Raw genomic sequence first — 24,243 nt, 5'->3', positions numbered from 1 at the left:
GAATATAACTTTTGGAACAAGAGGGTTAGCTTGGTCAATTTCGTCAGCTACCAAAAGTGGCGATTATCCAAGAAGCCCCCACTTCAAGCAACCCGCAAGGGTGGTAAGTGGTGGGAGTAGTTCACAGGAGTATGAGTATCATTGTTAGGCGATAGGATAAAGAAGTAAAGAAGTGGAATAACAATGCGTTGCTTTTATCGACGGAGGTGGATTATTCCACTAAAATGACCTTTTACAGTCTATCTAAGCTTCATTTTGTAAATCTCACGTTCATGCTCAGAAATTTTTTGATCGTAGTAAAATAGATCCTGTTTTGTGACCATGTTTGTTTTAATAATATTCAAGTCATCTTCAACCACGTCCATTCTTTTCTCTAATGAATCATGTTTCTTATTGAGATCATGAAATTTTTTATTAAATTCTTCGTACATGTTTTCCAATCTGACGTTAGTTGCAGCAACAGTCTCAATCAGTTGATGGATATGGTCTCCATGCCGCTTTTGTTCTGTCTCAGCTTTGTCGAGTCTGGAATCAATGCCGTCTAGTCTAGTTTCAACGGTGCCCAGTCTGGTATCAATAGTGGTAATCTTCGCGTTGATTCCTCTTATTTCCTGTAAAATCAAGTCTAATTTTTCCTCCATAACATGCCTCCTTTCAAATATGACTATCGACATTATACTACAAACTATTCAAAAGGTGAATGGACAACAAATGAGGGTGAAGTTGTTGAAAATGCATATTCTTCTTTGGATATGTTTATTTTTTTGTATTTTTTTAGATCCGTTTATTGTTTTTAAATGTATTCAATATGGCAAAATATTTTTCAAAAAAAGCTAATATGGCGATTGAACTGAACCCTGTTAACTCTTTCACATAATTATTTACCATACAAAAGTGGTGGGAGAAACGCCAGTGGAACTGAAAATAATGGACAACATAATGTTATTTATGGTATATTTTTCTTAGTAGAAAAAGTGGTCGTTAAGATGAATTGAACCCTTGAGATATCAAGCATTTTAAGCAAATCGGACAAGTATGTCTAAAATAATGTGCTAAAGTCATACTTGTAACGGAGTAGATCCCTTTTCACCAAAGATGGGTGAAAGGGATTTATGTTTTTGTACACGGCGCTGTAGACTCTAGTACATACAACCTTGCAGCCTTCAACTAATTTGTTTTCTTTGTTGCTGTGGATTGGCATTTCAGTTTATAAGTATTTGATGTTTTTATTTCATTTCATTTATATTATGATATATGCTATAGGTATACATAGATAATGGTAAAAGGAGTATTTCCATGAGTAGACCAAATGATTTAATTCTTCGATCGACAACAAGCTTAATTGCATTTATTTTATTCGGGTTCTCTATTTATTTATACTTTGCTGGACATAATGCACCAGGTGGTGGCTTTATTGCTGGTTTAATGGTAAGTTCAGCAATTGTCCTTATGTATATGGCGTATGGTTTTGAAGCAGTGAATAAAATACTGCCAATTAATTATAGATATTGTACTGCAATAGGATTGATGATTGCAGTTTTAACAGGTGTGGGCTCCTTCTTCTTTGGTGAGCCATTTCTAAGTCACACGTTCGGATATTTATACATTCCCTTTTTTGGAAACAAAGAACTTGCGACAGCCATGTTGTTCGATTTAGGTGTTTATATTACCGTACTTGGAATTACTATGACGATTATTTTATCAATAGCAGATGATCGTTAATTTTGGAATAACGGGGGAACGACTGTGGCAGATATATTAATTGTGGATGATGCGAAATTTATGAGACTTACCTTATCAACCATATTAATAAGAGGGGGACATGAAATTGTAGGTGAAGCTGAAAACGGTAATCAAGCATTATCACTATACAATGATGTTAAACCAGAGCTTGTCATTATGGACATAACCATGCCAGTAATGAATGGAATTGAAACGTTATCAAAAATCAAGGAACATGATAAAAGTGCTAAAATCATTATGTGTTCAGCTGTGGGGCAAAAAAAGCTCGTAGTGGAAGCAATTGAGAAAGGCGCTAAGGATTTTATCGTAAAACCGTTCGATGAATTGCGCGTGTTAGATGCGATTAATCGCGTCATTGGGAAAGTTATGATTTGATAAGGATTGGAAAGAGTTGATTTTATGCTGTGGGTGATTTTAAGTACAGTTGGGGCTGCAATGATGGCGACTGCAATGATATTTGTCCGCTTAAGGGCTGCTAGAAGTCCAATTAATGAGAGGAAAATCATCCTTCCGCCATTGTTTATGAGTACTGGTGCGGGAATGTTTTTGTTTCCTGTCTTTCAATTGGGGTGGCCTAAAGTTCTTGAAGCATTTGCAGTCGGGGTTGTATTTTCTGTTTTTTTAATTAGAAGTTCAAAATTTGAAGTTCGTGACGACTCGATCTATTTAGTTCCATCTCGTTCCTTTATCTTTATTTTGATTGGATTACTATTGTTTCGTATTTTATTGAAAATAATCATTGGTCAAACTGTGTCTTTCGGAGAGACGAGTGGAATGTTTTTTTTACTTGCCTTTGGTATGATATTAACGTGGCGGATTGCTATGCTGATCAAATATAAAAAACTACAAAAGAGCATAAATCGTACTACAACCGCGTAGAATCCTTTCATTAGTTCTGGGGTTATTGATCATATACCGCATGTAGAAATTACCAAAAAATGTAATATATTAGGGCGTTTCAACAGCAAAAACGGCACAGTAATTCGATACTGAGCCGTTTTTTGGTGTGGTATATATATGCGAATCATTTGTTATAACCTTTGCTGTGATGCTACTATTTAACTTGTGCATGATCTCTTCTTCCAAAATGGAATCCGTTATTGTAAAAAGAGACTTTTACCAGATCGCTATCTTTCAATCAGGTTACTGTATGGCGATATATCGATTTGCTTTTCATCTAATTTTTTTATAAGAAACTTATGATCCCTTTTTGGTGTTGCTAAAATATATCCTTCAATTAAAATGTCCTGCGATATTTTTTTTGCTTTTCTTTTTAAAGCGATTTCTCCTATTTTTCCGGCTATTTTTTGTTTTGCAACATCCCGGAATAATTCAGGGACTGGGGACACTAGCTCTTCTAAGAGATCTTTTTCTTTTTTGTTCCACATTTTTATTGTCTTTTGGATATAGTATTCTTCCCAATCCATCAGAGACTTGCCATCTTCTTTAGGAAGTCTTTTGAGAAACTTTCGAAACATGAAAAAACCACCTATTGCAAAAGAACCTAATAAGAAGAATACCCAAATGATAATGAATACAGAAAAACCAGCAGACATATTTTCACCCATTCTACATGATTTAGAGAAAATAAGAAAAATCGTTACATAAGTTTCATTTTATTGTTATTTATAGTAATATTACTATAAAATATTTCACTTAATTTTATCATGCATTACTTATTAACAATATTAATGACATTGTTCATTATAAATCTATATAGAAGTGAAAACAAGAGATTAGCATGATTAATGTTGGATACTAAGGTGAGAATTAGGTTTATGATAAAACAGAGTAAAAGTTAATGGGGTGATGAAGTGGAGTCTGATCAAAATAGAAATACATACATGGGAAACCGTTGTTATGATTCCAATATACAAAACTATTCCCCTCAATTTAAATATAAGGATTTACCAGAATCCATCCTACAAATGATTGAAGATTATGGATACGATTTGGTTGCCATCTGCGACAGAAAGGGAAAAGTTTTAAATGTTTCAAGTGCAATTCACAGAATTTTAGGCTATAGATCAGAAGAAATTATTGGTACTTCATCTCTCGCCTATATTGCGCCTAAGGACAAGAAAATCGTGTTAAAAAAATTAAAAGATAATGATCGTCGCATACATAAATTTATAATAAGTTTAAGAAATACAAGAGGTAAATACATTTGGGTTGAGACAATTGTATCCATCATGAAAAGTACGGAACAGGGTGGAAAAGACCAGATCGTCTCGATTACAAAAGATATTACGGATAAAAAAGAAGCAGAAGAAATGATGATTCGTTCTGAAAAAATGTCAGTTGCTGGGCAATTGGCGGCTGGTGTTGCACACGAAATAAGGAATCCTTTAACTTCATTGAAAGGATTTTTGCAGCTTCTCCAAGCTGGAATTGATAGTAAAGAAGAATACTATACGATAATGAAGGAGGAAATTGAAAAAATAGAGACGATAACATCTGAACTCCTGTTTGTGTCAAAGCCAATGACAGAGGTGAAGAAGGTAGAACTGTTGTCAACTTTACTTAACGATGTTGTAACACTGTTACAAGCACAGGCAAAGCTTTTCACGATTGAGATACAGGTAAATATTCATAAAGAAATATTTGTGTACTGTGATCGTTTACAAATTAAACAAGTTTTTATTAATCTTATAAAAAATGCTGTCGAGGAAATGCAAGAAAGTGGCGGGAAGATTCAAATTATTGCAGATGCTACAGCTTCTATTTGTACCATTGACATTGTTGATGAGGGGCCGGGCATACCTAATAACATAATAGATAAACTAAAAGAGCCATTTTTTACGACGAAGAAACATGGTACAGGATTAGGTTTAATGATTACCTCGCAAATTTTAGAAAAGCACGATGGAAACTTGGAAATCCTGCAAAATCAGGGCAAGGGTAGCACATTTCGGGTGATTTTGCCACTTCACGAGAACCCCCTATAATCGGGGGTAAAAACACTCATCCTGTTGAATCAAGTCAGACGGAGTATTCTGAATATCCTTATTACATGTCGTGTGATGCCCCTTTTTTCTGGCGGCTATGATTTCTGTTTTTCACCTTCTTTGAGCCACTCAATGGTTCATTTGGTTGGTGATTTTTTGGTGTGTTTCGACGACTATCTTTGCTTGTATGATGTTCGGCCATTTTCACACCTCCTCTTTTACATGTCATCTTTATTATGTGTAATGAATCGTCCATTTATTCGGTGCATGTAATGTTAAACTTTTTTGAAAGAGTAAGTTGTTCACATGTGATCAATCCGATATCTAAATATTTTACTTCTAAACCAATTTCATTTAATATATATAAGTGGCAAATATAAATATATCTAGTAACATCGGGGTATGGAGAAACCTGAAGATGATATTTAAGGGGGTAATGTAAAATATGGCAACTTTAAAAGCAAATAAACAGTTTGAACTTAACGGAAATAAATATAATTATTTCCAATTAAAAGCAATTGAAGAAGCTGGTTATGGTGATATTTCTCGTTTGCCTTTTTCGATTCGTATTTTACTAGAATCACTTGTCCGCCAACACGATGGACATGTTATTAAGGATGAACACATTAAAGGTTTGGCAAACTGGGGCAAAGAAAAGGCTACAGATGTTCCATTCAAGCCTTCACGTGTAATTTTACAAGACTTTACAGGAGTACCTGCAGTAGTTGACCTTGCATCTTTAAGAAAAGCAATGGTTGATTTAGGTGGGGCACCTGATAAAATTAATCCGGAAGTTCCAGTCGATCTAGTGATTGACCATTCAGTTCAAGTCGACAAGTATGGAACAGCAGAAGCATTAAATGCAAACATGGAATTAGAATTTGAAAGAAACCAAGAGCGTTATGAATTCCTACATTGGGCACAAAAAGCCTTTAACAATTACCGTGCTGTCCCACCGGCAACAGGTATTGTTCACCAAGTAAACCTTGAATATATTGCCAATGTTGTACATGCAATTGAAAACGAAAATGGGGAGTTTGATACATTTCCAGATACACTTGTTGGAACAGACTCTCATACAACAATGATCAATGGTCTTGGTGTCCTCGGCTGGGGTGTAGGTGGAATAGAAGCAGAAGCTGGAATGTTAGGACAGCCTTCGTATTTGCCAGCTCCAGAAGTAATTGGGGTTAAATTTACTGGAAGCTTTCCAAATGGAACAACTGCTACGGATTTAGCTTTAAAAGTAACCCAGGTATTGCGCGAGAAAAAAGTAGTAGGCAAGTTTGTGGAATACTTTGGACCAGGTCTAAAAGATATGCCATTAGCTGATCGTGCCACTATTTCTAATATGGCACCTGAATATGGTGCAACATGTGGGTTCTTCCCAGTCGATGATGAATCATTAAATTATTTACGATTGACTGGGCGCAGCGAAGAACATATAGCATTAGTAGAAAAATATTGTAAAGAAAATAGCCTTTGGTATGATGCTAGTCAAAAAGATCCAGAATTCACGGAGCTCGTGGAAATTAATTTGTCTGAATTAGAGCCAAATCTTTCTGGACCAAAACGTCCACAGGATTTGATCCCACTTTCTAAAATGAAAGAATCATTTAACGAAGCAATTACAGCACCAGCTGGAAACCAAGGATTTGGTTTAGATGAGAAAGAATTTGACAAAGAAGTTAAAATTGAGCATCCAAACGGAAAAACATCTGTGATGAAAACGGGTGCGGTCGCAATTGCTGCGATCACTTCTTGTACGAATACATCGAACCCTTATGTTATGTTAGGTGCAGGTCTATTGGCGAAAAAAGCAGTTGAAAAGGGTCTCGATGTACCAGCATATGTAAAAACTTCTTTAGCACCAGGATCAAAAGTAGTGACACGCTACTTAGAAGATTCAGGATTGATGCAGTACCTAGGTAAATTAGGTTTTAACCTTGTTGGATATGGTTGTACAACTTGTATTGGTAACTCTGGTCCGTTATCTGATGAAATAGAAAAAGCAATTGCTGAAAATGACTTAACTGTTTCGTCTGTACTTTCAGGAAATCGAAACTTTGAAGGTCGCATTCATCCGCTTGTAAAAGCAAACTATCTTGCTTCACCACCACTCGTTGTTGCATATGCATTAGCGGGCAGTGTGGATGTAGATCTCCATAGTGAACCACTTGGGCAGGATAAAGACGGTGAACCTGTTTACTTTAAAGATATTTGGCCTACACTGGAAGAAATCAAAGAACAGGTTGCAAAAGTAGTAACACCTGAAATTTTCCGGAAAGAATATGAGAGTGTATTTGATTCAAACGAAAAGTGGAATGAAATCAATACAACGGATGAACCTTTGTATGAATGGAATGATGACTCTACCTATATTCAGAATCCACCATTCTTTGAGGGACTTTCCAAAGAGGCAGGAAAAGTTGAACCATTATCTGATCTCCGGGCAATTGGTAAGTTTGGCGATTCTGTTACTACCGACCATATTTCGCCTGCAGGAGCTATTGCTAAAGATATGCCAGCAGGTAAATATTTGCAAGAAAAAAATATTTCACCTAGAAATTTTAATTCTTACGGTTCTAGACGTGGTAATCATGAAGTGATGATGCGTGGTACGTTTGCGAATATTCGAATTCACAACTTGTTAGCACCAGGCACAGAGGGTGGATATACGACGTATTGGCCTACAGAAGAAGTCATGCCGATCTATGATGCTGCAATGAAATATCAACAGGATAATACGAGCCTTATCGTTATAGCAGGGAAGGATTATGGAATGGGTAGTTCTCGTGACTGGGCTGCTAAAGGAACCAATCTTTTAGGAATTAAAACAGTGATTGCTGAGAGCTTCGAACGCATTCACCGTTCGAACCTAGTAATGATGGGAGTGCTTCCTTTACAGTTCAAAGAAGGAGATAGCTCAGACTCGCTTGGTTTAACTGGAAAAGAAACATTTGATGTTATCGTTGATGAAAATGTAAAACCGCATGACTTAGTGAAGGTTACCGCAACAGATGAAGAAGGTAAAAAGAAAGAATTTGAAGTAATTGCTCGTTTTGACAGTGATGTAGAAATTGATTACTATCGTCATGGTGGAATACTTCAAATGGTTCTACGTAATAAATTAAAAGCATAAACAATAAACACAGGGGTAGTCTTCGGACTGCCTCTTTTTTAGTACATAGTTTTCCCTTAAACATAGCATAATGATACTAAAAAGGTATTGGAGTGAAAAAATGGTTAAAAAAATACTCGGATCCTTATTAATAATTGGATTGTTAGCTGTAACCATACAAACCCTAACAAATAAACAGCAAGAAGAAAAACCAGTTTTAAATCAAAAGAACGACAAGACGGTAGTAGAAGCTGCATCGACAAAACCGTCCAATCGTTCAGAGGGGATCCAAGTTGGACAAATCCCCCCAAATTTTACGTTAGAAACACTGGATGGAAACAAAATACAGCTCTCCGATTTAAAAGGAAAAAAAGTGTTTCTTAATTTTTGGGCAACATGGTGTCCTCCGTGTAAACAAGAGATGCCAGAAATGCAGAAGTTTTATGAAAAATATAGCGACGAAGTAGAAGTTATCGCATTAAATGCAACCGGATACGAACAAAATATGGCGGATATACAAAAGTTTGTTACCGAGGGTTCTTATACGTTCCCTATATTACTGGATAAAGAATTAAAAGTTATTGAAATGTACAAGGTTCTTACCATACCAACAACATATTTTATCGGTACGGATGGAAAGATTCAATTAACCACAAAGATTGGTCCCATGACTTATGAAGACATGGTTCATGCCAAGAATAAATTAAAGTAAAGTAAAACTTATATTTTTCTGAAAAATGGTAATCCTTTTAGTAAAACGTAAAAAAAGAGACGATTATCATTTCTCTAAGAAAAAAACCATCCTTTGAAGATCTTCTAAAGGAAAACAGAAACCAGATATTAAGTGATGAGCAACTATTAGAAAAAATTGAGGAAAGAATTGAAGCAAGAAAAGAGATAACGAACCGAAAAGCAACGTAAACAGGGATGTTACGATAAGTGTGTGTTATGAACAACCTCTATATTCCTGTTTTTTTTTGTAACACCATCAAAGCTGGTGGGAATAAGCCAAGTTTTTCATTGAATAGTGTCAACCAACTGACAAATAATATCATTGACATCCTAAAGAAAGGGGATGGCAATATGGGAAATCCCAAAAAAGACTCCAAGCATTTTAGCCCAAGGCATCTAGGTAAGCAACAATTAGAGGCTGGAGGAAACAAAGGAAAGAAAATGCAGATGAAGGGTAACAAAATGCCAGATGTAATCCAAACTAAGGGTGAATAGGAGGAAGCTTAGTGAATAAGTATAACAACCATCCGAAGCCAGACAATCGTAAGGATAATGTGGAAAAATTACAAAATATGGTTCAAGATACGATCGAAAATATCGAAGCTTCCCATGAAACAATGCAGTTTTCTTCAGAAAAAGAGAAGCAAAACGTGAAAGAAAAGAATAAACGTCGTGAAGACGCAATTCAGGGTATGCGTGAAGAGATCAAGGATGAGTACAGACACCAACAACAAGAATAAGTGTTAAAATGCCCCCAATTATGGGGGTGTTTTTGTGTGCTGAAATCGGTTTTGGGCGATTCGTATGGCAACAGTGAAAGCAAGATAATCAACACAGATGATCGCCTATGGTAAAATAAAACACTGGAAGGGAGCGGTGTCTGTTGAAGCAAAGAAAAATCGAAAAAGCACTAGTAAATTGGGCAACGATAGAACTAGAACCGCCTCTAACTGAAGTGGAGGGATTACGATACATTGATCAGCTAAAAAGGAATCAATATGAATTAGAGTCTGATGAATGGGCCTCATTATATAGTTTACTTGCCTATCACCGGTTCAAGCGTAACCAAAAGGATGACAAGTTACTTCAGATGTTTTTGAATGAAGCGGAAGCACTTGTTCAAAATCATCCAGTTACAACCGAAATAAAGGGGATGATCGGTAGTTATTCCTTCTATATGGAATTGGAGTCTATTTCGGCAAATGATTGGAGAATAAGAGAAACCGATTATGATCCCGCTAAATTAAAAAAGGCAGATGATCTACTGAAAGAAGTGAATCGAATCTTATCCACTCCTAGAGAAAATCATTCCATTTACCACAGTATGCTTGATCTGTATAAAGAAATAATGAACACAATGGATGTATTAGCAAATGAATTATCAACCACGATCACGATGATTGAAAATCGTAAAACAAATACACAAGTTCAGCCTATAAATGATTTGGTGAAGCAAATTATAGCGTTTCGTAATCAATTTTATAAACAATTACCAGACGTAGTAAAAGATGCATTTCATAAAAGTCCACTTGAAAAGCTAAATGAAATGGTCGGTCATCAAGAGGTTAAGCACTATATTCATCAATTATACCATTATTTGAAATATCAAAAGAAAAGGGAACAGCTTGGATTCAAAATGAAGGATGGACCTGGATTGCATATGATTATAACTGGGAATCCAGGGACAGGGAAAACGACAATAGCAAGGCTAATTGCAGAAATTTATTATGAGCTTGGTTTGTTAGAAACGAAAAAAGTGACCGAAGTAAACCGATCCCATCTTGTTGGATCATTTTTAGGGCAAAGTGAAGAAAATACGCTGAATTATGTGCGTGAGGCGCTAGGCGGGATCTTGTTTATTGATGAGGCATACAGTCTTAAAAGAGAAGGTCAATCTGGAAATGACTATGGTCAATCTGTCATTGACACACTTGTCTCCAGTATGACAGGAAAAGAGTATGGAGATGAATTTGCTACTATTTTAGCGGGATTTCCTGATGAGATGCGACAGTTTCTTTGGGCAAATCAAGGGCTTAGGAGCAGGTTTCCCGAGCAAAATCAGATCGAGCTTCAAGATTTCAATATGGAGGAACTGCTCCAAATTGCAGAGAATTCAGCACTCGAAAACGATTATTTTTTTACGGAAAAGGCCAGAAACCAGTTTAAAAATGTAATTGAAAAAACGCGAGTGGATGAATCATTTGGGAATGCTAGGACAGTTCGGAATTTAGTGTTAAAGTCTATATTTCGCAAAGGTTCTAAAAAGTCATCTGTCTTTAGCGATGATGATTGGATCGATCATATGAGGATCGATGATGAGGACTTAGAATATCAAAAGGAAAATCGATCACAAAACAATAATGACCCTCTAAATGATTTGGATCAATTAATTGGTCTTGATGAGGTGAAAGATGAAGTGAAAAAGCTATCAGCGTTTGTGTCGATGCAACAAAAAAGGAAGGACGCAGGTTTTACGCCTGTTCCGATCCAATTACATTCTGTTTTTACAGGAAATCCTGGTACTGGAAAAACAACCGTTGCAAACATTTATGCCAAAGTGTTAAAGGAATGTGGACTTTTAAAACGTGGCCATCTTATTGTTGCTTCAAGAAGTGATTTAGTAGCTGGATATGTCGGGCAGACCGCAATAAAAACAAAACAAAAAATAAAAGAGTCATTAGGTGGTGTCTTGTTTATAGATGAAGCCTATTCATTAGCAAGGGACAAAAAAGGCTTTGGTAAAGAAGCAATCGACACGCTAGTAGATGAAATGACAAAGCATAATGACAATTTGATCGTTATTTTAGCTGGATATAAGAAAGAAATGAATGAATTAATTACAAGTAACCCTGGTCTTGCTTCACGGTTTAAAAAATACGTGGAATTTAAAGATTATAGCCCGAACCAATTGGTAAAGATTACAAACATTTATGCGAATCAATACAACTATAAATTCGATATAGATGGTCAAAAATATATAGAAGATCAATTTGAAAATAATCAAATAAACGGTAATGGAAGGTTTGCAGTAAATTTAGTCGATGAAGCCATTCAATATCAAGCATTAAGATTATCGAAGAGAAAAGAAATTACGGAAGACTCCATGTATTTGCTGACGTTAGAAGATGTTGAAAATGCGTGGCTAGTGAGCAGGGGGAATAACATATGAAAAAGGTTCGTACGTCTATTAAGGTTCGATATCAGGAAACAGATCAGATGGGAGTCGTATACCATGCAAATTATTTGGTTTGGTTCAAAATCGGTAGGACTGCATTGATAGAATCTCTCGGTTTTCAATATCATGAGATGGAGAAACAAGGAGTAGTTTCTCCTGTTGTGGATGCTTCACTTTCCTTTAAGCAGCCGATTCGTTATGGACAAGACGCAGTGGTGGAAACGTGGATTGAGGAATATGATGGTTTGCGAGTCACGTATGCTTACCGAATAAAAGATACGGCTGATCAAGTTGCAGTAACTGGTTTCACGAAACATGTCGTTGTTAAAAAAGATTCCTTTAGGCCTGTATCCATACGCAGATCTTTCCCTGATTGGCATCAAGCATATACCAAGGCTTTAGGAAAGGATTAACGATGGCTTTCGGTGTAAAACGCAACGAACTTGAAGAATGGAAAGATAAAGTAAGGAGTGGAGAAATTGCGTTCCTTACTCATTATTGGTTAGACCCTAGATTTCCGGGTTGTGACACAGTGACGAAAGTGGGCTGCAAGGATCTTAAACGGCTAAAGGAATGGGGAAAAGGATATGGATTAAAACCAGGTTGGATCGATCACCACAAAGAATTTCCGCATTTTGACTTGTTTGGTGATCAGCAAATAACCATCTTAAAAGCAGAAAAGCAACTGGAACAACTGAATCGTTTTCATTCTATTAGGTAAGGTGGACAATTCAAGATGCTAGGGAAGTTGCACACCTTAACAAAAACCGACCCAAAAAGCGAACATCCTAATCTAGTAGAGAAGATTCGTTTGATGGGTCGTTCTTTTTGTTATTTTTTTTCGGAACTAGGTCAACACCACCTGGATGGAAAGGGTGGCACTTAACAATTCGTTTTAGTGTTAAGTAACCGCCTCGCCACGGACCAAATCGCTCAATAGCCTCTACCCCATATTGTGAGCATGTCGGATAAAACCGACAAGAGGGCGGGAGGATGGGACTAATTACTTTTTGATACATCCGTATAAAAAAAATAAATGCACCTTTGATCACTTGTCTCACCGTCCTAGGTGTTTGTGTTTTACTTGTGCTTTTTATCGACTACGGTTCAATCCATACGTCGTCAATTGGGTGACTTACACTTCTGTTCTTTTGTCGTAGCTTATGGATGCAATGGCATCATGAAGATGAATAGATTCTTCATTTTTGCAAAAAACATGAAATTTCTCAACATAGGCTAATTCGTAAAGATCCGCAGCGACTAACCGGACAATGTCTTCTACAAACCTTGGATTTTCATAGGCCTGTTCCGTAACCATTTTTTCATCAGGCCGTTTCAAAACAGGGTGAATTCTAGCACTGGCATTACTTTCTGCTGCTTCTAGAAGCGATTGCTTCCAATCCACCTTTTGTTCGTCAAATGCGTCGGTTAATGTTACTTTCATTTCCACTTGACCACGCTGATTGTGTGCACTATATTCACTTATTTCTTTTGAACATGGACAAAGAGTTGTAATGGTTCCAGAAAGAGAAACCTCTATATCATAGCCGTTATCATGATCATACATTACTTTAATCCCGGCATTTGCATGATTCATACCAGCAAGATCTGATGATGGACCACGACGCTCAAAAAACCATGGAAATGAGACTTCCACTATTGCGTCGTTTTGTTTCAATCTGCCTGTTAATTCCTTTGTAAATTGTTTTAAAGTAGCAATATTGATGACAAAACCATCTGCGTGATATTCGTTCAGTTGTTCTGTAAAACGACTCATGTTTGTACCTTTACTATCCTCGCTTATACTAGAAGTAAAAGTGAACGTTCCAATAGTCGTTTGACTTGTTGGAAGCAATTGACTTTGTACTTTTATTGGGTGCTTTACATTTGCAATACCAACTGCGTCTATTTCAAATAAAAAATCTTTCTTGGCATTTTGAAGGTCAGCCATTTGCTCTTTTTCGCTAGGTTTTGTTTTTGGACCAGGCTCAACAGATCCAAAAATTTTATGGCGTTCCACTTTACTGGGTAATTGTTTCGTTGATTTGTGCGCATTCATAACATAAACTCCTTTCAGCCATCCCTATCAGAAAGTATACTGAAATACAAAAACCTGTTCAATGTATTAGTCTTATTAAAAGAAAGTGGGACGAATCAACTAAATAAGTCCCGTGTTACATCCATGTTATTTTAGGTTCCGTTTTATTTAAAATTCGTTTGATATTCGCTCGGTGTCTATAAATAACAAAGATCGTCAAGATGGTTGTTACGATTGTTAACCCGACATCATTTTGTAATATCGTAACAATAACGGTGATAACCCCTGTCACCATTGATGATAACGACACATATTTCGTTGCATAAAGCATTAAAAAAAAGGTAGCTAATATAATAGCAAATAAAATTGGGTTCACTCCAAGAATGACACCTCCTGAGGTTGCCACTGCTTTTCCCCCTTTAAACCTTGCAAAAACGGGATACATATGTCCGATAACTGCAAAAATACCAATGATTAAAGGATTGATTTCAGTTACAAAAAACAATGGTAATATAGTAGCAATCGTTCCTTTTAAAATATCAGCTGAAGTTACAATTAATCCAGCCTTTAGTCCTAAAACACGAAAAGTATTGGTCCCACCGAGGTTACCACTTCCATGTTCTCTAATATCTGTTTTATACCAAACTTTCCCGACAATTAGTCCAGATGGAATGGACCCGATTACATAAGCAATCAAAGCAAATAGCAGATAAGTCATATGAAAACTCCTTCATCAATAGGCATTCGTATTTTGGGGTTCTTATTATTTTATCATAAATTAAAAAGATGAGGAGGGCTATTTTTGGTGTACACGCTTTTTGAATAGTTGACTATGTTGAATGAAATTGAGATGATAAAAATATGATTGCCGTTCGGTTCTTTTAGATAAATAATTAAGTATTAAAAACCCTGTTTTCACAGGGTTTTTTCGTTAGCAATAAAAAAGTTTCTTTTACAAAGCCGAAAAACAAGCTAGAATAAGAAACATACGGTTTTAAAACTCGTTAAAAGTGACTTTTTGAACAACCTCTAAAAGAAACGGTTTACATGTTCAAACGTTTGTTCTAGTATAAGAAAGGGTATCGAATCGAGAAATCACCGCTATTTTGACTATATTATCAAGATATTTTTCAAAGCAATTGACCAAGCTGGAAGGAGTCGATGTCGGTTGGCAAAAAAAACGGAAGTCTATTCAGATGATTCGATTCAAATATTAGAAGGCTTAGAGGCGGTACGGAAACGTCCAGGAATGTATATTGGAAGTACAGATACGCGTGGGTTACACCACCTTGTATATGAAATTGTGGACAATGCTGTTGACGAAGCTTTAGCAGGTTTTGGCGATGTGATTCATGTTGTAATACATAAAGACAACAGTATATCGGTAGAGGACAAGGGGAGAGGAATGCCAACAGGGATCCATAAATCTGGAAGACCAACACCAGAAGTTATTTTAACGGTACTACATGCAGGTGGGAAATTTGGACAAGGCGGATACAAAACAAGTGGCGGGCTTCACGGAGTTGGGGCATCTGTTGTCAATGCATTGTCTGAGTGGCTAGAAGTAACCATTTGTCGTGATGGAAACAAATATCAACAACGTTTTGAAAATGGTGGTGTACCGGTAACCTCACTTGATAAAATAGGGACAACAAGAAAATCGGGGACAACCATACATTTCAAACCAGATCCTCACGTTTTTACTACAACAACGTACCAATTTGAAATTTTATCCGAACGGTTGAAGGAAGCAGCCTTTTTATTAAAGGGACTACAAATCGATCTTACGGATAAAAGAGATGGAAATAGTGAGTCTTATCAATATCCAGATGGGTTAGAGTCGTTTGTTGCCTATTTGAATGAGGAAAAAGACACATTGCATCCAGTTGTATCGTTTGAGGGTGAATGGCAGGATATTGAAATCGATTTTGCCTTTCAATTCAATGACGGCTACGCGGAAAGTATGTTATCGTTCGTAAATAACGTTCGAACAAAGGATGGAGGAACACATGAATCTGGTGCGCGAACTGCAATAACAAGGGTTTTTAATGACTATGCAAGGAAAACAAGCTTACTTAAGGAGAAGGACAAAAATTTAGAAGGCAATGATATCCGAGAAGGATTTACAGCAGTTATATCTGTTCGTGTCCCAGAGCAAAAACTACAATTTGAAGGACAAACGAAAGGAAAACTCGGAACGTCTGAAGCTCGTTCGGTAGTGGATGCGATAGTTTCAGAAAAGCTTTCCTACTTTCTCGAAGAAAATCCAGACATTGCTGGAATGCTCATAAAAAAAGCAATTCGTTCAAAAGAAGCACGGGAAGCAGCTCGAAAAGCACGAGAAGATGCTCGTTCTGGAAAGAAGAAAAAACGGAAGGATGCATTGTTAAGTGGTAAGCTAACGCCAGCACAGTCTAAAAATCCAAATAAAAATGAACTGTACTTAGTAGAGGGTGACTCTGCTGGTGGTTCCGCAAAACAGGGCAGAGACCGAAAATTCCAAGCCGTATTACCATTACGAGGAAAGGTAATTAATACGGAAAAAGCAAAACTTCAAGATGTCCTTAAAAATGAAGAAATTTCTACAATTATCCATACCATTGGTGCTGGTGTTGGTGGCGACTTTTCTCTAGAAGATGTTCAATATGAGAAAATCGTCATTATGACTGACGCTGACACGGATGGGGCACATATCCAAGTGTTATTACTCACTTTCTTTTTTCGATATATGAGGCCACTTATCGAAGCTGGTAAAGTGTATATTGCCTTACCTCCACTCTATAAAATATCCAAGGGAAAAGGAAAGAAAGAAACGATTCGTTACGCTTGGAATGATGAAGAGATGAAGCAGGCAATACAAGAATTAAAAAATGGCTACATTATTCAACGATACAAGGGACTTGGGGAAATGAATGCAGATCAGCTTTGGGAAACAACGATGAATCCTGATACAAGAACATTAATTAGGGTTACAATTGATGATCTTGCGCGAGCAGAACGAAGAGTGACTACCTTAATGGGAGACAAGGTGGACCCACGCAGAAAATGGATTGAAGCCCATGTGCAATTTAGTTTAGAAGATGAAACAAATATATTAGAAAATGAAAATATCCAAACCTAAAGGGGAGGGTTTTTATGTCTCAGACGGAAGCTTATTTAGATTTACCTTTAGAAGACGTTATTGGAGATCGTTTTGGAAGGTATAGTAAATATATTATTCAAGACCGGGCCTTGCCAGATGCTAGGGATGGTCTTAAACCAGTACAACGTCGAATTATTTATGCGATGCATGAAGAAAAAAACACGAGCGATAAACCGTTTCGTAAATCAGCCAAAACGGTTGGAACAGTTATTGGTAATTATCATCCACACGGTGATTCTTCTGTTTACGAAGCAATGGTTCGGTTGAGTCAGGATTGGAAGGTTCGAAATGTTCTTGTTGAAATGCATGGAAATAACGGAAGTATTGACGGAGACCCGCCAGCAGCGATGCGTTACACCGAGGCAAGGCTTTCCAATATTGCCTCTGAGTTAGTACGTGACATAGATAAAGAGACGGTTGAATTTGTCCCGAATTTTGATGATACAAATAAAGAACCAGTGGTATTCCCTGCTAGATTCCCTAATTTACTTGTGAATGGTTCTACGGGTATATCTGCTGGCTATGCAACAGAAATGCCTCCACACAATTTGGGTGAAGTAATTGATACTGTTATTAAAAAAATTGATCATCCCAATGCCACGGTAGATGATTTAATGGAACATTTAAAGGGACCGGATTTCCCCACAGGAGGGATTATTCAAGGTGTTGATGGGATTAAGAAGGCATATGAAACTGGAAAAGGAAAGATCGTTGTAAGGGGCAAGGCGGAGATAGAAAAACTTCGAGGAAATAAAGAACAAATTGTTATTGAAGAAATACCATATGAAGTAAATAAGGCAGTCCTCGTAAAAAGAATGGACGAGCTTCGAATCGATCGTAAAGTAGAAGGCATTGCTGAGGTTCGTGATGAAACAGACCGTACTGGTTTACGAATCGTGATCGAGTTGAAAAAAGAAGCCGATAGTGTTGGTGTCTTAAATTTTCTTTACAAAAATACCGATTTACAAATCATGTATCATTTTAATATGGTTGCAATTCAGGATAAAACACCAAAATTGTTAAGCTTATCATCGATTCTTGACTGTTATATTTCCCACCAAAAGGATGTCGTAACAAGACAGGCAACATTCGATTTAAGAAAAGCAAAAGAACGCGCACATATTGTGGAAGGTCTGATCAAGGCTATTTCTATATTAGATGAGCTTATTGCCACAATTCGTGCTTCCAAAGATAAACAGGATGCAAAAAATCAAATTATTAAATTATATGAATTCACGGAACCGCAAGCAGAAGCTATTGTAAATTTACAGCTATATCGATTAACAAATACGGATATAACTGCTTTACAGGAAGAAGCGGAAACGTTACGTAATAAAATTAATGAATTGGATAATATACTTCAGCATGAAAAAGTTTTGTTAAAAGTCATAAAAAATGATCTTTTGCAGTTAAAAAAGAAATACGTTGAAAAAAGAAGAACAGTCATCGAACAAGAAATTCAAGAATTGAAAATTAATTTGGAAGTGATGGTAGCAAGTGAAGATGTTATTGTATCTGTTACGAAGGATGGATATTTGAAGCGGACGAGTCTGCGTTCGTACGCAGCATCTAACGGTGAAGATTTAGCAATAAAAGAAGAAGACCACGTAATAGGCTTACACGAAATCAATACAACAGATAAATTGCTGCTTTTCACGAACAAAGGTAAATACTTGTACTTACCTGTTCATGAGCTTCCAGATATCCGTTGGAAAGACCTCGGGCAGCATGTAGCAAATGTTGTTTCAATTGATAAAGACGAGTTTATTGTTAAGTCTGTTCCAATCCGCGACTTCAAAAACGATCAATTTCTCCTATTCTTTACGAAGAATGGTATCGTTAAAAAAAGTGAACTAAAGCTCTATGAAGCCCAAAGGTATTCCAAAGCACTCGTGGCGATTAATCTTAAAAAAGAGGATCAAGTGGTAAATGTTCATGTGACTGCTGGACATTCCGACATTTTTGTTGCATCAAACAAAGGATATGGTTTATGGTTTCATGAGTCAGATGTTTCTCCTGTAGGTCAACGAGCAACAGGGGTAAAGGCGATCCAATTGAAGGATGGAGAATATGTGGTCAATGGACTTACATTTGATGATTTATCCGAACCAAATCTCGTACTTTTGACCCAACGAGGTGCTTGTAAACGAATGGTGCTGAGTGAATTTGAGAAGACAAGTCGTGCTAAACGCGGAGTGGTAATGTTAAGGGAGTTGAAGCAAAAGCCGCATCGTGTTGCAGGGATATCCCTTGTCAATGAAAAAAGCACCATTCAATTTAAAACAAAAACGGGGTCCGTTCACACCATTTATCCGTTGGAGCTTCCTAAAAGTGATCGCTATAGCAATGGATCTTATGTTATCGATTCAGATGAATATGGAGAAGTTGTCGAGGTGTGGGAGAAGGCAGAGTATGAAAAAAACTTTGCAGACGAGAACTCAACAGAATAATTTGATTAAAAAATACGTTCCTCTTAAGAGGTCGTATTTTTTAATATGAATTCACTAGCGTTGCATAAATATATTTTTAATCTGCCAAACAGCCCCGCAATTCCATTACAAGGTTTATTTGAATATTCTGAACGATGTGTTCTGCTAATTTATAAAAAAGTCAAAGTGGTCATAGAAGGTAGAAATCATAAGACTATCTAACAAAAGAATATTAAGACTCATTTTTTTTATTACCTCTTATATAATATCCACCAATGATCCCTAATATTAAAACAAAAAATGTTTTCGCTTCAAACTCATTAGTAAAAAGATAATAAATAAATTCAACCACAATAACCCCTAAAATAACTGAAATTAAAGATTTCAAAGTAATTCTCCTTATTTTCATAAATTTTGTTAATATTGTAGCAAACAGCATTCCGCTTTTCAATATATTCCAAAAATTTTAATAACAGGTCACGCCCCGAAATTTGTCGAAGATTGATAGATTAAAGAATTGAAGGATATGATAAACTGAAATAGCAACTGAATATTGTGAGGGTGGTTGGTTGTTACGTTTCTTTCCGTGTTAGGAAAGGAGGTGACGATCATGGAAACATATCTTGAATTTCTACGTGAAGTTCTGAAGGGGATTGTGCGTGAAACTGGTGCCTATTTCTTTCGTAAGAGCATTCTACAAAGCAAGAAAACCACCCCTCGCCGTAGGAAGCAGGGTGGCTCTCGTAAAAGATAAAACATGACAACTACCACCTTTGCGGTATCAGTTGCATGGAGGAGTGTTTTAAACACTTCTCTTTTTTAATATAGTCTCATTATACATGAAATAAACCTTGAAATAAAGTGTAGAACCAGGAATGTATGATCACAGAGACGCCCCCTCGGAAATTTGTCGAAGGTTGTTAGGAGAGAAGTGTAGCAGTGGTTGGGTTTGTTGCGCTTCTTTCTATTTACTTTTTTATTTTATATTAAAGCAGTATTTTGGATTATTTTGTAGAATAGTTGGATGTAGATAGAAAAGGATCACTTTGATTTTAAACCTCAATTGTTACCCCACCCTATTTTTCTTTCCCATTTTACTTTGATTATCTGTTTCATTTATTTTAGTACGAATTGTATATTGAAAATATTTAATTGGAGGCATATGTATGACTGTCAAGGTTTCAAGTATTGGCTTAAAAAGTTTGGAAGGCTACCGTGTGCAGGTTGAGGTGAGGATTTCGCAAGATAAGATGCGCTCTCTAATTCTAGGGGCGTATTTTTATCCCTTTAGACATATTACCGCCAACAGTACGTCTATCAAAACCTTTAAAAAACGCCCAGAATTCTGTTGTTTTTTCTGAATAATATGATAAGATTAAATACATATACTGGATAGGTGGTGAGATATGGGTCAACTAAAAGATACTATTTTACAAACATCACTTGAGCTATTTGACAAATATGGTTATCATGGAGTTGCGGTGAATCAAATAGTAGAGGCTTCTGGTACCTCTAAGGGTGGATTTTATCACCACTTTCAGTCAAAGGATGAATTACTTTATGTCATTCATGATCAATTCATTACATATGCATTAGAGAAGGCAACTTACGCAGTTCAACACTATGAATCTCCACCAAAACGACTTGAAGAGGTTGTTCGTTCCTTTGTGAAAGTATTTGATATCTATAAGCCATATATTTCCGTGTTTTATCAGGAAAGTACGTATTTAAAGCCGCCATATGATCATAAAATCAAACAAAAGCGTGCAGCATTCAAGCAGATTATTTTTCAAGTTGTGGAAGAAGGGAAGCAATCTGGAGATTTTAGATCAGAACTACCAGTAGAAATTACCGGAATGGCGATTTTAGGTATGGTTAACTGGACGTATAAGTGGTATCAAAAAGATGGAGAAAAGACAATTGAGGAAATTGCAGACATATTTGCCAACATCATTCTACACGCTGTATTATATGATACAAGGCAAAATGTAAAACGAACGTCTAATGAAGCGTTATTTTTTACCAAACAAAAGTAAACGCTTACAAGAGAATTGCAAGAGACCGACCAACTAGTCGGTCTCTCCATACTGGACAGAGGGGGAGTAAAATGGACTTCGATTTAACGAAAGAACAGGAAATGACACAAAAAATGGTTCGTACCTTTGCAGAGGAAGTGATCGGCCCGAGGGCAATTGAGATTGACAAGGAAGCAAAATTTCCAGAGGATATTTTTAAGGAGATGGGAAAACTCGGCTTATTAGGTATCCCATTTCCAGAGGCATATGGTGGTTCAGGTGGAGACACACTCGCCTATGCACTAGCAGTAGAAGAAATTGGTCGTGTTTGTGGTAGTACAGGATTAAGCTATGCTGCCGCTGTTTCATTAGGTGCAAGTCCAATTTATTACTTTGGGACAGAGGAACAAAAACAAACCTATTTAACACCTTTGGCGACTGGGGAAGCATTAGGTTCGTTCGGTTTAACAGAGCCGAACGCAGGATCTGATGCTGGCGGAACAAAAACGACTGCCACTCTTCAAAATGATGAGTATGTTATCAATGGAGAAAAATGCTTTATCACAAATGCAAGCTATGCAAAAACGATCATCGTTACCGCTGTCACTGGAAAGGATCAGAAAGGGAAAAACATTATATCTGCTATCATTGTACCGACAGATACAGATGGAGTTAAAATTAAAAACGAGTACGACAAAATGGGTGTTCGCGGTTCTGATACCGCAGAAATCGTATTAGAGGATGTCCGTGTTCCAAGAGAAAATCTTCTTGGTGACCCTGAGAAAGGATTTAAACAATTTTTATATACATTAGATGGTGGGCGTATTTCCATTGCAGCTTTGGCACTAGGAATTGCTCAAGGATCTCTTGATAAAGCATTAAAATATGCAAAGGAAAGAAAACAATTTGGCCAATCTATCTCTTCATTCCAATCGATTCAGTTTAAGCTAGCAGATATGGCGATGGAGGTTGAACTTGCAAGAAATATAGTTTGGAAGGCGGCATGGTTAAAGGATAACAATCGAGCCTTTACAAAGGAATCCGCATTTGCAAAATTATACGCAAGTGAAACCGCATTTCGTACGGCAAATGAAGCGATCCAAATCCATGGTGGATATGGCTACATGCGTGAATATGAAGTGGAACGATATCTTCGCGATGCAAAACTATTAGAAATAGGAGAAGGTACTTCTGAGGTTCAACGCATGGTCATTGCTAGACAACTAGGCTGCTAGAAAAGGGAGGTTAGATAAGAATGACATTATTGCATGTAACGGTTGGAGAATTGTTGGAAGAAATAGCTTTGGCACATCCTGAGCAGGAAGCGATTGTTTACCCAGAACATAACCTGCGAAAAACGTACGATGAATTCGACAAAATGGTTAACAAGGTTGCCAAGGGGCTGATAGGACTTGGTGTGAACAAAGGGGATCATGTTGCCATTTGGTCAGATAATAAACCAGAATGGCTTACTACCCAATTTGCAACAGGCAAAATTGGAGCTGTGCTCGTTACCGTAAATACGAGCTATCAGGCACAGGAACTAGAATATTTGCTTAAACAATCAGATACTTCAACTCTGATTTTGGCAGAGTCCTATAAGGGAACCTCTTACCTAGATATTTTAAAAGAATTATGCCCAGAATTGGAACATGCTAAAAAGGGGGAAGTCAATTCTTCTAAGTTTCCATATTTGAAAAATATTATTGTTATATCAGATAACTATTTTGAAAACCTTTACAATTGGGGGGATCTTGATGATAAAGGGGAGCAAGTGTCAGATCAATCATTGAAAAACCGAATGGCCACGATACACGAGGACGATGTCATTAATATGCAATACACTTCTGGCACGACGGGATTTCCCAAGGGAGTAATGCTTACACATCATAACATCATCAACAACGGTTACAAGGTAGCCGATTGTATGAATCTGACAACAAAAGATAGATTGTGTATTCCTGTCCCACTTTTTCATTGCTTTGGCTGTGTGTTAGGTGTATTAGCGGCTGTTTCAAAAGGGACGACAATGGTTGTTGTGGAGCAGTTTGAGGCTGAAAAGGTTCTCCAGGCTGTATCCGAGGAAAAATGTACTGCATTACATGGTGTGCCAACGATGTTTATTGCAGAATTAAATCATCCGAATTTCGGAAACTATGATTATACACACTTGCGAACTGGTATTATGGCTGGTTCCATTTGCCCGATGGAGGTTATGAAAAGCGTAATCGACAAGATGGGAGCCGATGAAATAACAATTGCCTATGGCCAAACAGAGTCATCTCCAGTCATTACACAAACAAGGACAAATGATCCAATCGAGTTAAAGGTCAGCAGTGTCGGAAAAGCCCATCCAGACGTAGAAGTGAAGATTGTTGTCCCTGGAACTGATTTGGAACAAGAACCTGGAATACCTGGAGAACTCTGTACGAGAGGATATATGGTCATGAAAGGCTATTACAAAAATAACGATGCGACTAGAGCGGCGATTGATGAAAATGATTGGCTTCATACTGGAGATTTAGCTGTAATGGATGAAAACGGGTATGTGGAAATAACGGGTAGAATGAAGGATATGATTATCCGTGGGGGAGAAAACATTTATCCAAGGGAAATTGAAGAATTTCTCTATCAACACCCCGATATCTTAGATGTTCAAGTAATTGGTGTTCCTGACCCGACCTATGGTGAAGAGGTGATGGCATGGGTTATTTTGAAAGAAGGGGCAATTGCTTCAGAAGAGAATATCCGTCAATTTTGCCATGGTCGTATTTCACGACACAAGATTCCGAAGTATATAGCCTTTACAGACTCCTATCCAATGACAGCGAGCGGAAAAATTCAAAAGTTTCGATTAAGAGAGCTTGCAACTGAAAAAATCATGTGAGGTGAGCCTATTC

General features: G+C 37.1%; 26 protein-coding genes. 19 read left to right on the top strand and 7 right to left on the bottom strand.

What is annotated here, in order from left to right; translation table 11 throughout:
• Nucleotides 1-239: 239 nt before the first annotated feature.
• Nucleotides 240-641 carry a hypothetical protein gene (locus tag NC797_RS15635; RefSeq protein WP_272437750.1) on the bottom strand — a complete coding sequence of 134 codons (402 nt, stop codon included), beginning with the start codon at nt 639-641 and terminating at the stop codon, nt 240-242.
• Between the two features lie 655 nt (nt 642-1,296).
• Between NC797_RS15635 and NC797_RS15630 the strand changes: the two genes are divergently transcribed.
• The 3 genes from NC797_RS15630 to NC797_RS15620 are packed head-to-tail and all read left to right on the top strand — an operon-like array spanning nt 1,297 to nt 2,622.
• The gene (locus NC797_RS15630) at nt 1,297-1,722 is read left to right on the top strand and encodes a Na(+)/H(+) antiporter subunit B (protein ID WP_272437749.1); all 426 of its coding nucleotides are present in this window, start codon (nt 1,297-1,299) and stop codon (nt 1,720-1,722) included.
• Nucleotides 1,723-1,746: 24 nt separating this feature from the next.
• The gene (locus NC797_RS15625) at nt 1,747-2,118 is read left to right on the top strand and encodes a response regulator (protein WP_272437748.1); all 372 of its coding nucleotides are present in this window, start codon (nt 1,747-1,749) and stop codon (nt 2,116-2,118) included.
• A gap of 24 nt (nt 2,119-2,142) precedes the next feature.
• On the top strand, nt 2,143-2,622 hold the full coding sequence (locus NC797_RS15620; RefSeq protein ID WP_272437747.1) for a CcdC family protein: 480 nt from the start codon (nt 2,143-2,145) through the stop codon (nt 2,620-2,622).
• A gap of 248 nt (nt 2,623-2,870) precedes the next feature.
• Here the strand turns inward: NC797_RS15620 and NC797_RS15615 are convergent, their stop codons facing one another.
• Nucleotides 2,871-3,299: a DUF2621 family protein gene (locus tag NC797_RS15615; RefSeq protein WP_272437746.1), complete on the bottom strand. Its 429-nt coding sequence runs from the start codon at nt 3,297-3,299 to the stop codon at nt 2,871-2,873.
• A gap of 258 nt (nt 3,300-3,557) precedes the next feature.
• Between NC797_RS15615 and NC797_RS15610 the strand changes: the two genes are divergently transcribed.
• Nucleotides 3,558-4,691, top strand: coding sequence for an ATP-binding protein (locus NC797_RS15610; protein ID WP_272437745.1), 1,134 nt, complete (start codon nt 3,558-3,560; stop codon nt 4,689-4,691).
• A 61-nt stretch (nt 4,692-4,752) separates the two neighbouring features.
• On the opposite strand, the gene NC797_RS15605 is transcribed toward NC797_RS15610, so the two are convergent.
• Complete coding sequence (locus NC797_RS15605) at nt 4,753-4,893, bottom strand: small acid-soluble spore protein P (protein WP_272437744.1); 141 nt, start codon at nt 4,891-4,893, stop codon at nt 4,753-4,755.
• 243 nt (nt 4,894-5,136) lie between these two features.
• On the opposite strand from NC797_RS15605, the gene acnA reads away from it, so the two are divergent.
• From acnA to NC797_RS15565, 8 genes are all read left to right on the top strand, one after another.
• The gene (gene acnA / locus NC797_RS15600; RefSeq protein ID WP_272437743.1) at nt 5,137-7,833 is read left to right on the top strand and encodes an aconitate hydratase AcnA; all 2,697 of its coding nucleotides are present in this window, start codon (nt 5,137-5,139) and stop codon (nt 7,831-7,833) included.
• A gap of 100 nt (nt 7,834-7,933) precedes the next feature.
• Complete coding sequence (locus tag NC797_RS15595; protein WP_272437742.1) at nt 7,934-8,524, top strand: redoxin domain-containing protein; 591 nt, start codon at nt 7,934-7,936, stop codon at nt 8,522-8,524.
• Between the two features lie 62 nt (nt 8,525-8,586).
• Nucleotides 8,587-8,733, top strand: coding sequence for an FbpB family small basic protein (locus NC797_RS15590; protein WP_334313225.1), 147 nt, complete (start codon nt 8,587-8,589; stop codon nt 8,731-8,733).
• 162 nt (nt 8,734-8,895) lie between these two features.
• Nucleotides 8,896-9,039 (top strand): acid-soluble spore protein N, encoded by a 144-nt coding sequence (locus NC797_RS15585; RefSeq protein ID WP_272437741.1) that lies wholly within the window; start codon nt 8,896-8,898, stop codon nt 9,037-9,039.
• A gap of 11 nt (nt 9,040-9,050) precedes the next feature.
• Nucleotides 9,051-9,284, top strand: a complete 234-nt coding sequence (gene tlp, locus NC797_RS15580; RefSeq protein WP_272437740.1) for a small acid-soluble spore protein Tlp — start codon at nt 9,051-9,053, stop codon at nt 9,282-9,284.
• A gap of 143 nt (nt 9,285-9,427) precedes the next feature.
• Nucleotides 9,428-11,713, top strand: coding sequence for an AAA family ATPase (locus tag NC797_RS15575; protein WP_272437739.1), 2,286 nt, complete (start codon nt 9,428-9,430; stop codon nt 11,711-11,713).
• Nucleotides 11,710-12,132 carry an acyl-CoA thioesterase gene (locus NC797_RS15570; RefSeq protein WP_272437738.1) on the top strand — a complete coding sequence of 141 codons (423 nt, stop codon included), beginning with the start codon at nt 11,710-11,712 and terminating at the stop codon, nt 12,130-12,132. The genes NC797_RS15575 and NC797_RS15570 overlap by 4 nt, the downstream gene beginning before the upstream one ends.
• Before the next feature lie 2 nt (nt 12,133-12,134).
• Nucleotides 12,135-12,440, top strand: a complete 306-nt coding sequence (locus NC797_RS15565) for a hypothetical protein (protein ID WP_272437737.1) — start codon at nt 12,135-12,137, stop codon at nt 12,438-12,440.
• A 67-nt stretch (nt 12,441-12,507) separates the two neighbouring features.
• Here NC797_RS15565 and yidD read toward each other — a convergent pair whose 3' ends face one another.
• The 3 genes from yidD to plsY all read right to left on the bottom strand — a co-directional run bounded on the left by yidD (nt 12,508) and on the right by plsY (nt 14,475).
• Complete coding sequence (yidD, locus tag NC797_RS15560) at nt 12,508-12,768, bottom strand: membrane protein insertion efficiency factor YidD (RefSeq protein ID WP_272437751.1); 261 nt, start codon at nt 12,766-12,768, stop codon at nt 12,508-12,510.
• An 86-nt stretch (nt 12,769-12,854) separates the two neighbouring features.
• Entirely contained in the window at nt 12,855-13,778 is a 924-nt protein-coding gene (gene folE2, locus NC797_RS15555; protein WP_272437736.1) for a GTP cyclohydrolase FolE2, read from the bottom strand.
• Nucleotides 13,779-13,893: 115 nt separating this feature from the next.
• Complete coding sequence (plsY, locus tag NC797_RS15550) at nt 13,894-14,475, bottom strand: glycerol-3-phosphate 1-O-acyltransferase PlsY (RefSeq protein ID WP_272437735.1); 582 nt, start codon at nt 14,473-14,475, stop codon at nt 13,894-13,896.
• 450 nt (nt 14,476-14,925) lie between these two features.
• On the opposite strand from plsY, the gene parE reads away from it, so the two are divergent.
• Together parE and parC are read left to right on the top strand one after the other, a co-directional pair.
• Complete coding sequence (gene parE, locus NC797_RS15545) at nt 14,926-16,878, top strand: DNA topoisomerase IV subunit B (RefSeq protein ID WP_272437734.1); 1,953 nt, start codon at nt 14,926-14,928, stop codon at nt 16,876-16,878.
• Between the two features lie 14 nt (nt 16,879-16,892).
• Nucleotides 16,893-19,349, top strand: a complete 2,457-nt coding sequence (gene parC, locus NC797_RS15540) for a DNA topoisomerase IV subunit A (protein WP_272437733.1) — start codon at nt 16,893-16,895, stop codon at nt 19,347-19,349.
• A 211-nt stretch (nt 19,350-19,560) separates the two neighbouring features.
• Here parC and NC797_RS15535 read toward each other — a convergent pair whose 3' ends face one another.
• The gene (locus tag NC797_RS15535) at nt 19,561-19,716 is read right to left on the bottom strand and encodes a hypothetical protein (RefSeq protein ID WP_272437732.1); all 156 of its coding nucleotides are present in this window, start codon (nt 19,714-19,716) and stop codon (nt 19,561-19,563) included.
• A gap of 222 nt (nt 19,717-19,938) precedes the next feature.
• Between NC797_RS15535 and NC797_RS15530 the strand changes: the two genes are divergently transcribed.
• The 5 genes from NC797_RS15530 to NC797_RS15510 all read left to right on the top strand — a co-directional run bounded on the left by NC797_RS15530 (nt 19,939) and on the right by NC797_RS15510 (nt 24,230).
• The gene (locus tag NC797_RS15530) at nt 19,939-20,082 is read left to right on the top strand and encodes a hypothetical protein (RefSeq protein WP_272437731.1); all 144 of its coding nucleotides are present in this window, start codon (nt 19,939-19,941) and stop codon (nt 20,080-20,082) included.
• A gap of 412 nt (nt 20,083-20,494) precedes the next feature.
• On the top strand, nt 20,495-20,689 hold the full coding sequence (locus NC797_RS15525) for a hypothetical protein (protein ID WP_272437730.1): 195 nt from the start codon (nt 20,495-20,497) through the stop codon (nt 20,687-20,689).
• A gap of 45 nt (nt 20,690-20,734) precedes the next feature.
• Entirely contained in the window at nt 20,735-21,364 is a 630-nt protein-coding gene (locus tag NC797_RS15520) for a TetR/AcrR family transcriptional regulator (RefSeq protein ID WP_272437729.1), read from the top strand.
• A 71-nt stretch (nt 21,365-21,435) separates the two neighbouring features.
• Nucleotides 21,436-22,578 carry an acyl-CoA dehydrogenase family protein gene (locus NC797_RS15515; protein ID WP_272437728.1) on the top strand — a complete coding sequence of 381 codons (1,143 nt, stop codon included), beginning with the start codon at nt 21,436-21,438 and terminating at the stop codon, nt 22,576-22,578.
• A 20-nt stretch (nt 22,579-22,598) separates the two neighbouring features.
• A complete protein-coding gene (locus tag NC797_RS15510; protein WP_272437727.1) occupies nt 22,599-24,230 on the top strand; it encodes an AMP-binding protein in 1,632 nt (543 codons plus the stop codon).
• Nucleotides 24,231-24,243: the final 13 nt, after the last annotated feature.

Source organism: Terrihalobacillus insolitus (assembly GCF_028416575.1).
Classification (GTDB): Bacteria; Bacillota; Bacilli; order Bacillales; family Amphibacillaceae; genus Terrihalobacillus; species Terrihalobacillus insolitus.
The sequence above is the reverse complement of the archived record's forward strand: the minus strand, read 5'-3'. Positions and strand labels throughout refer to the sequence as shown.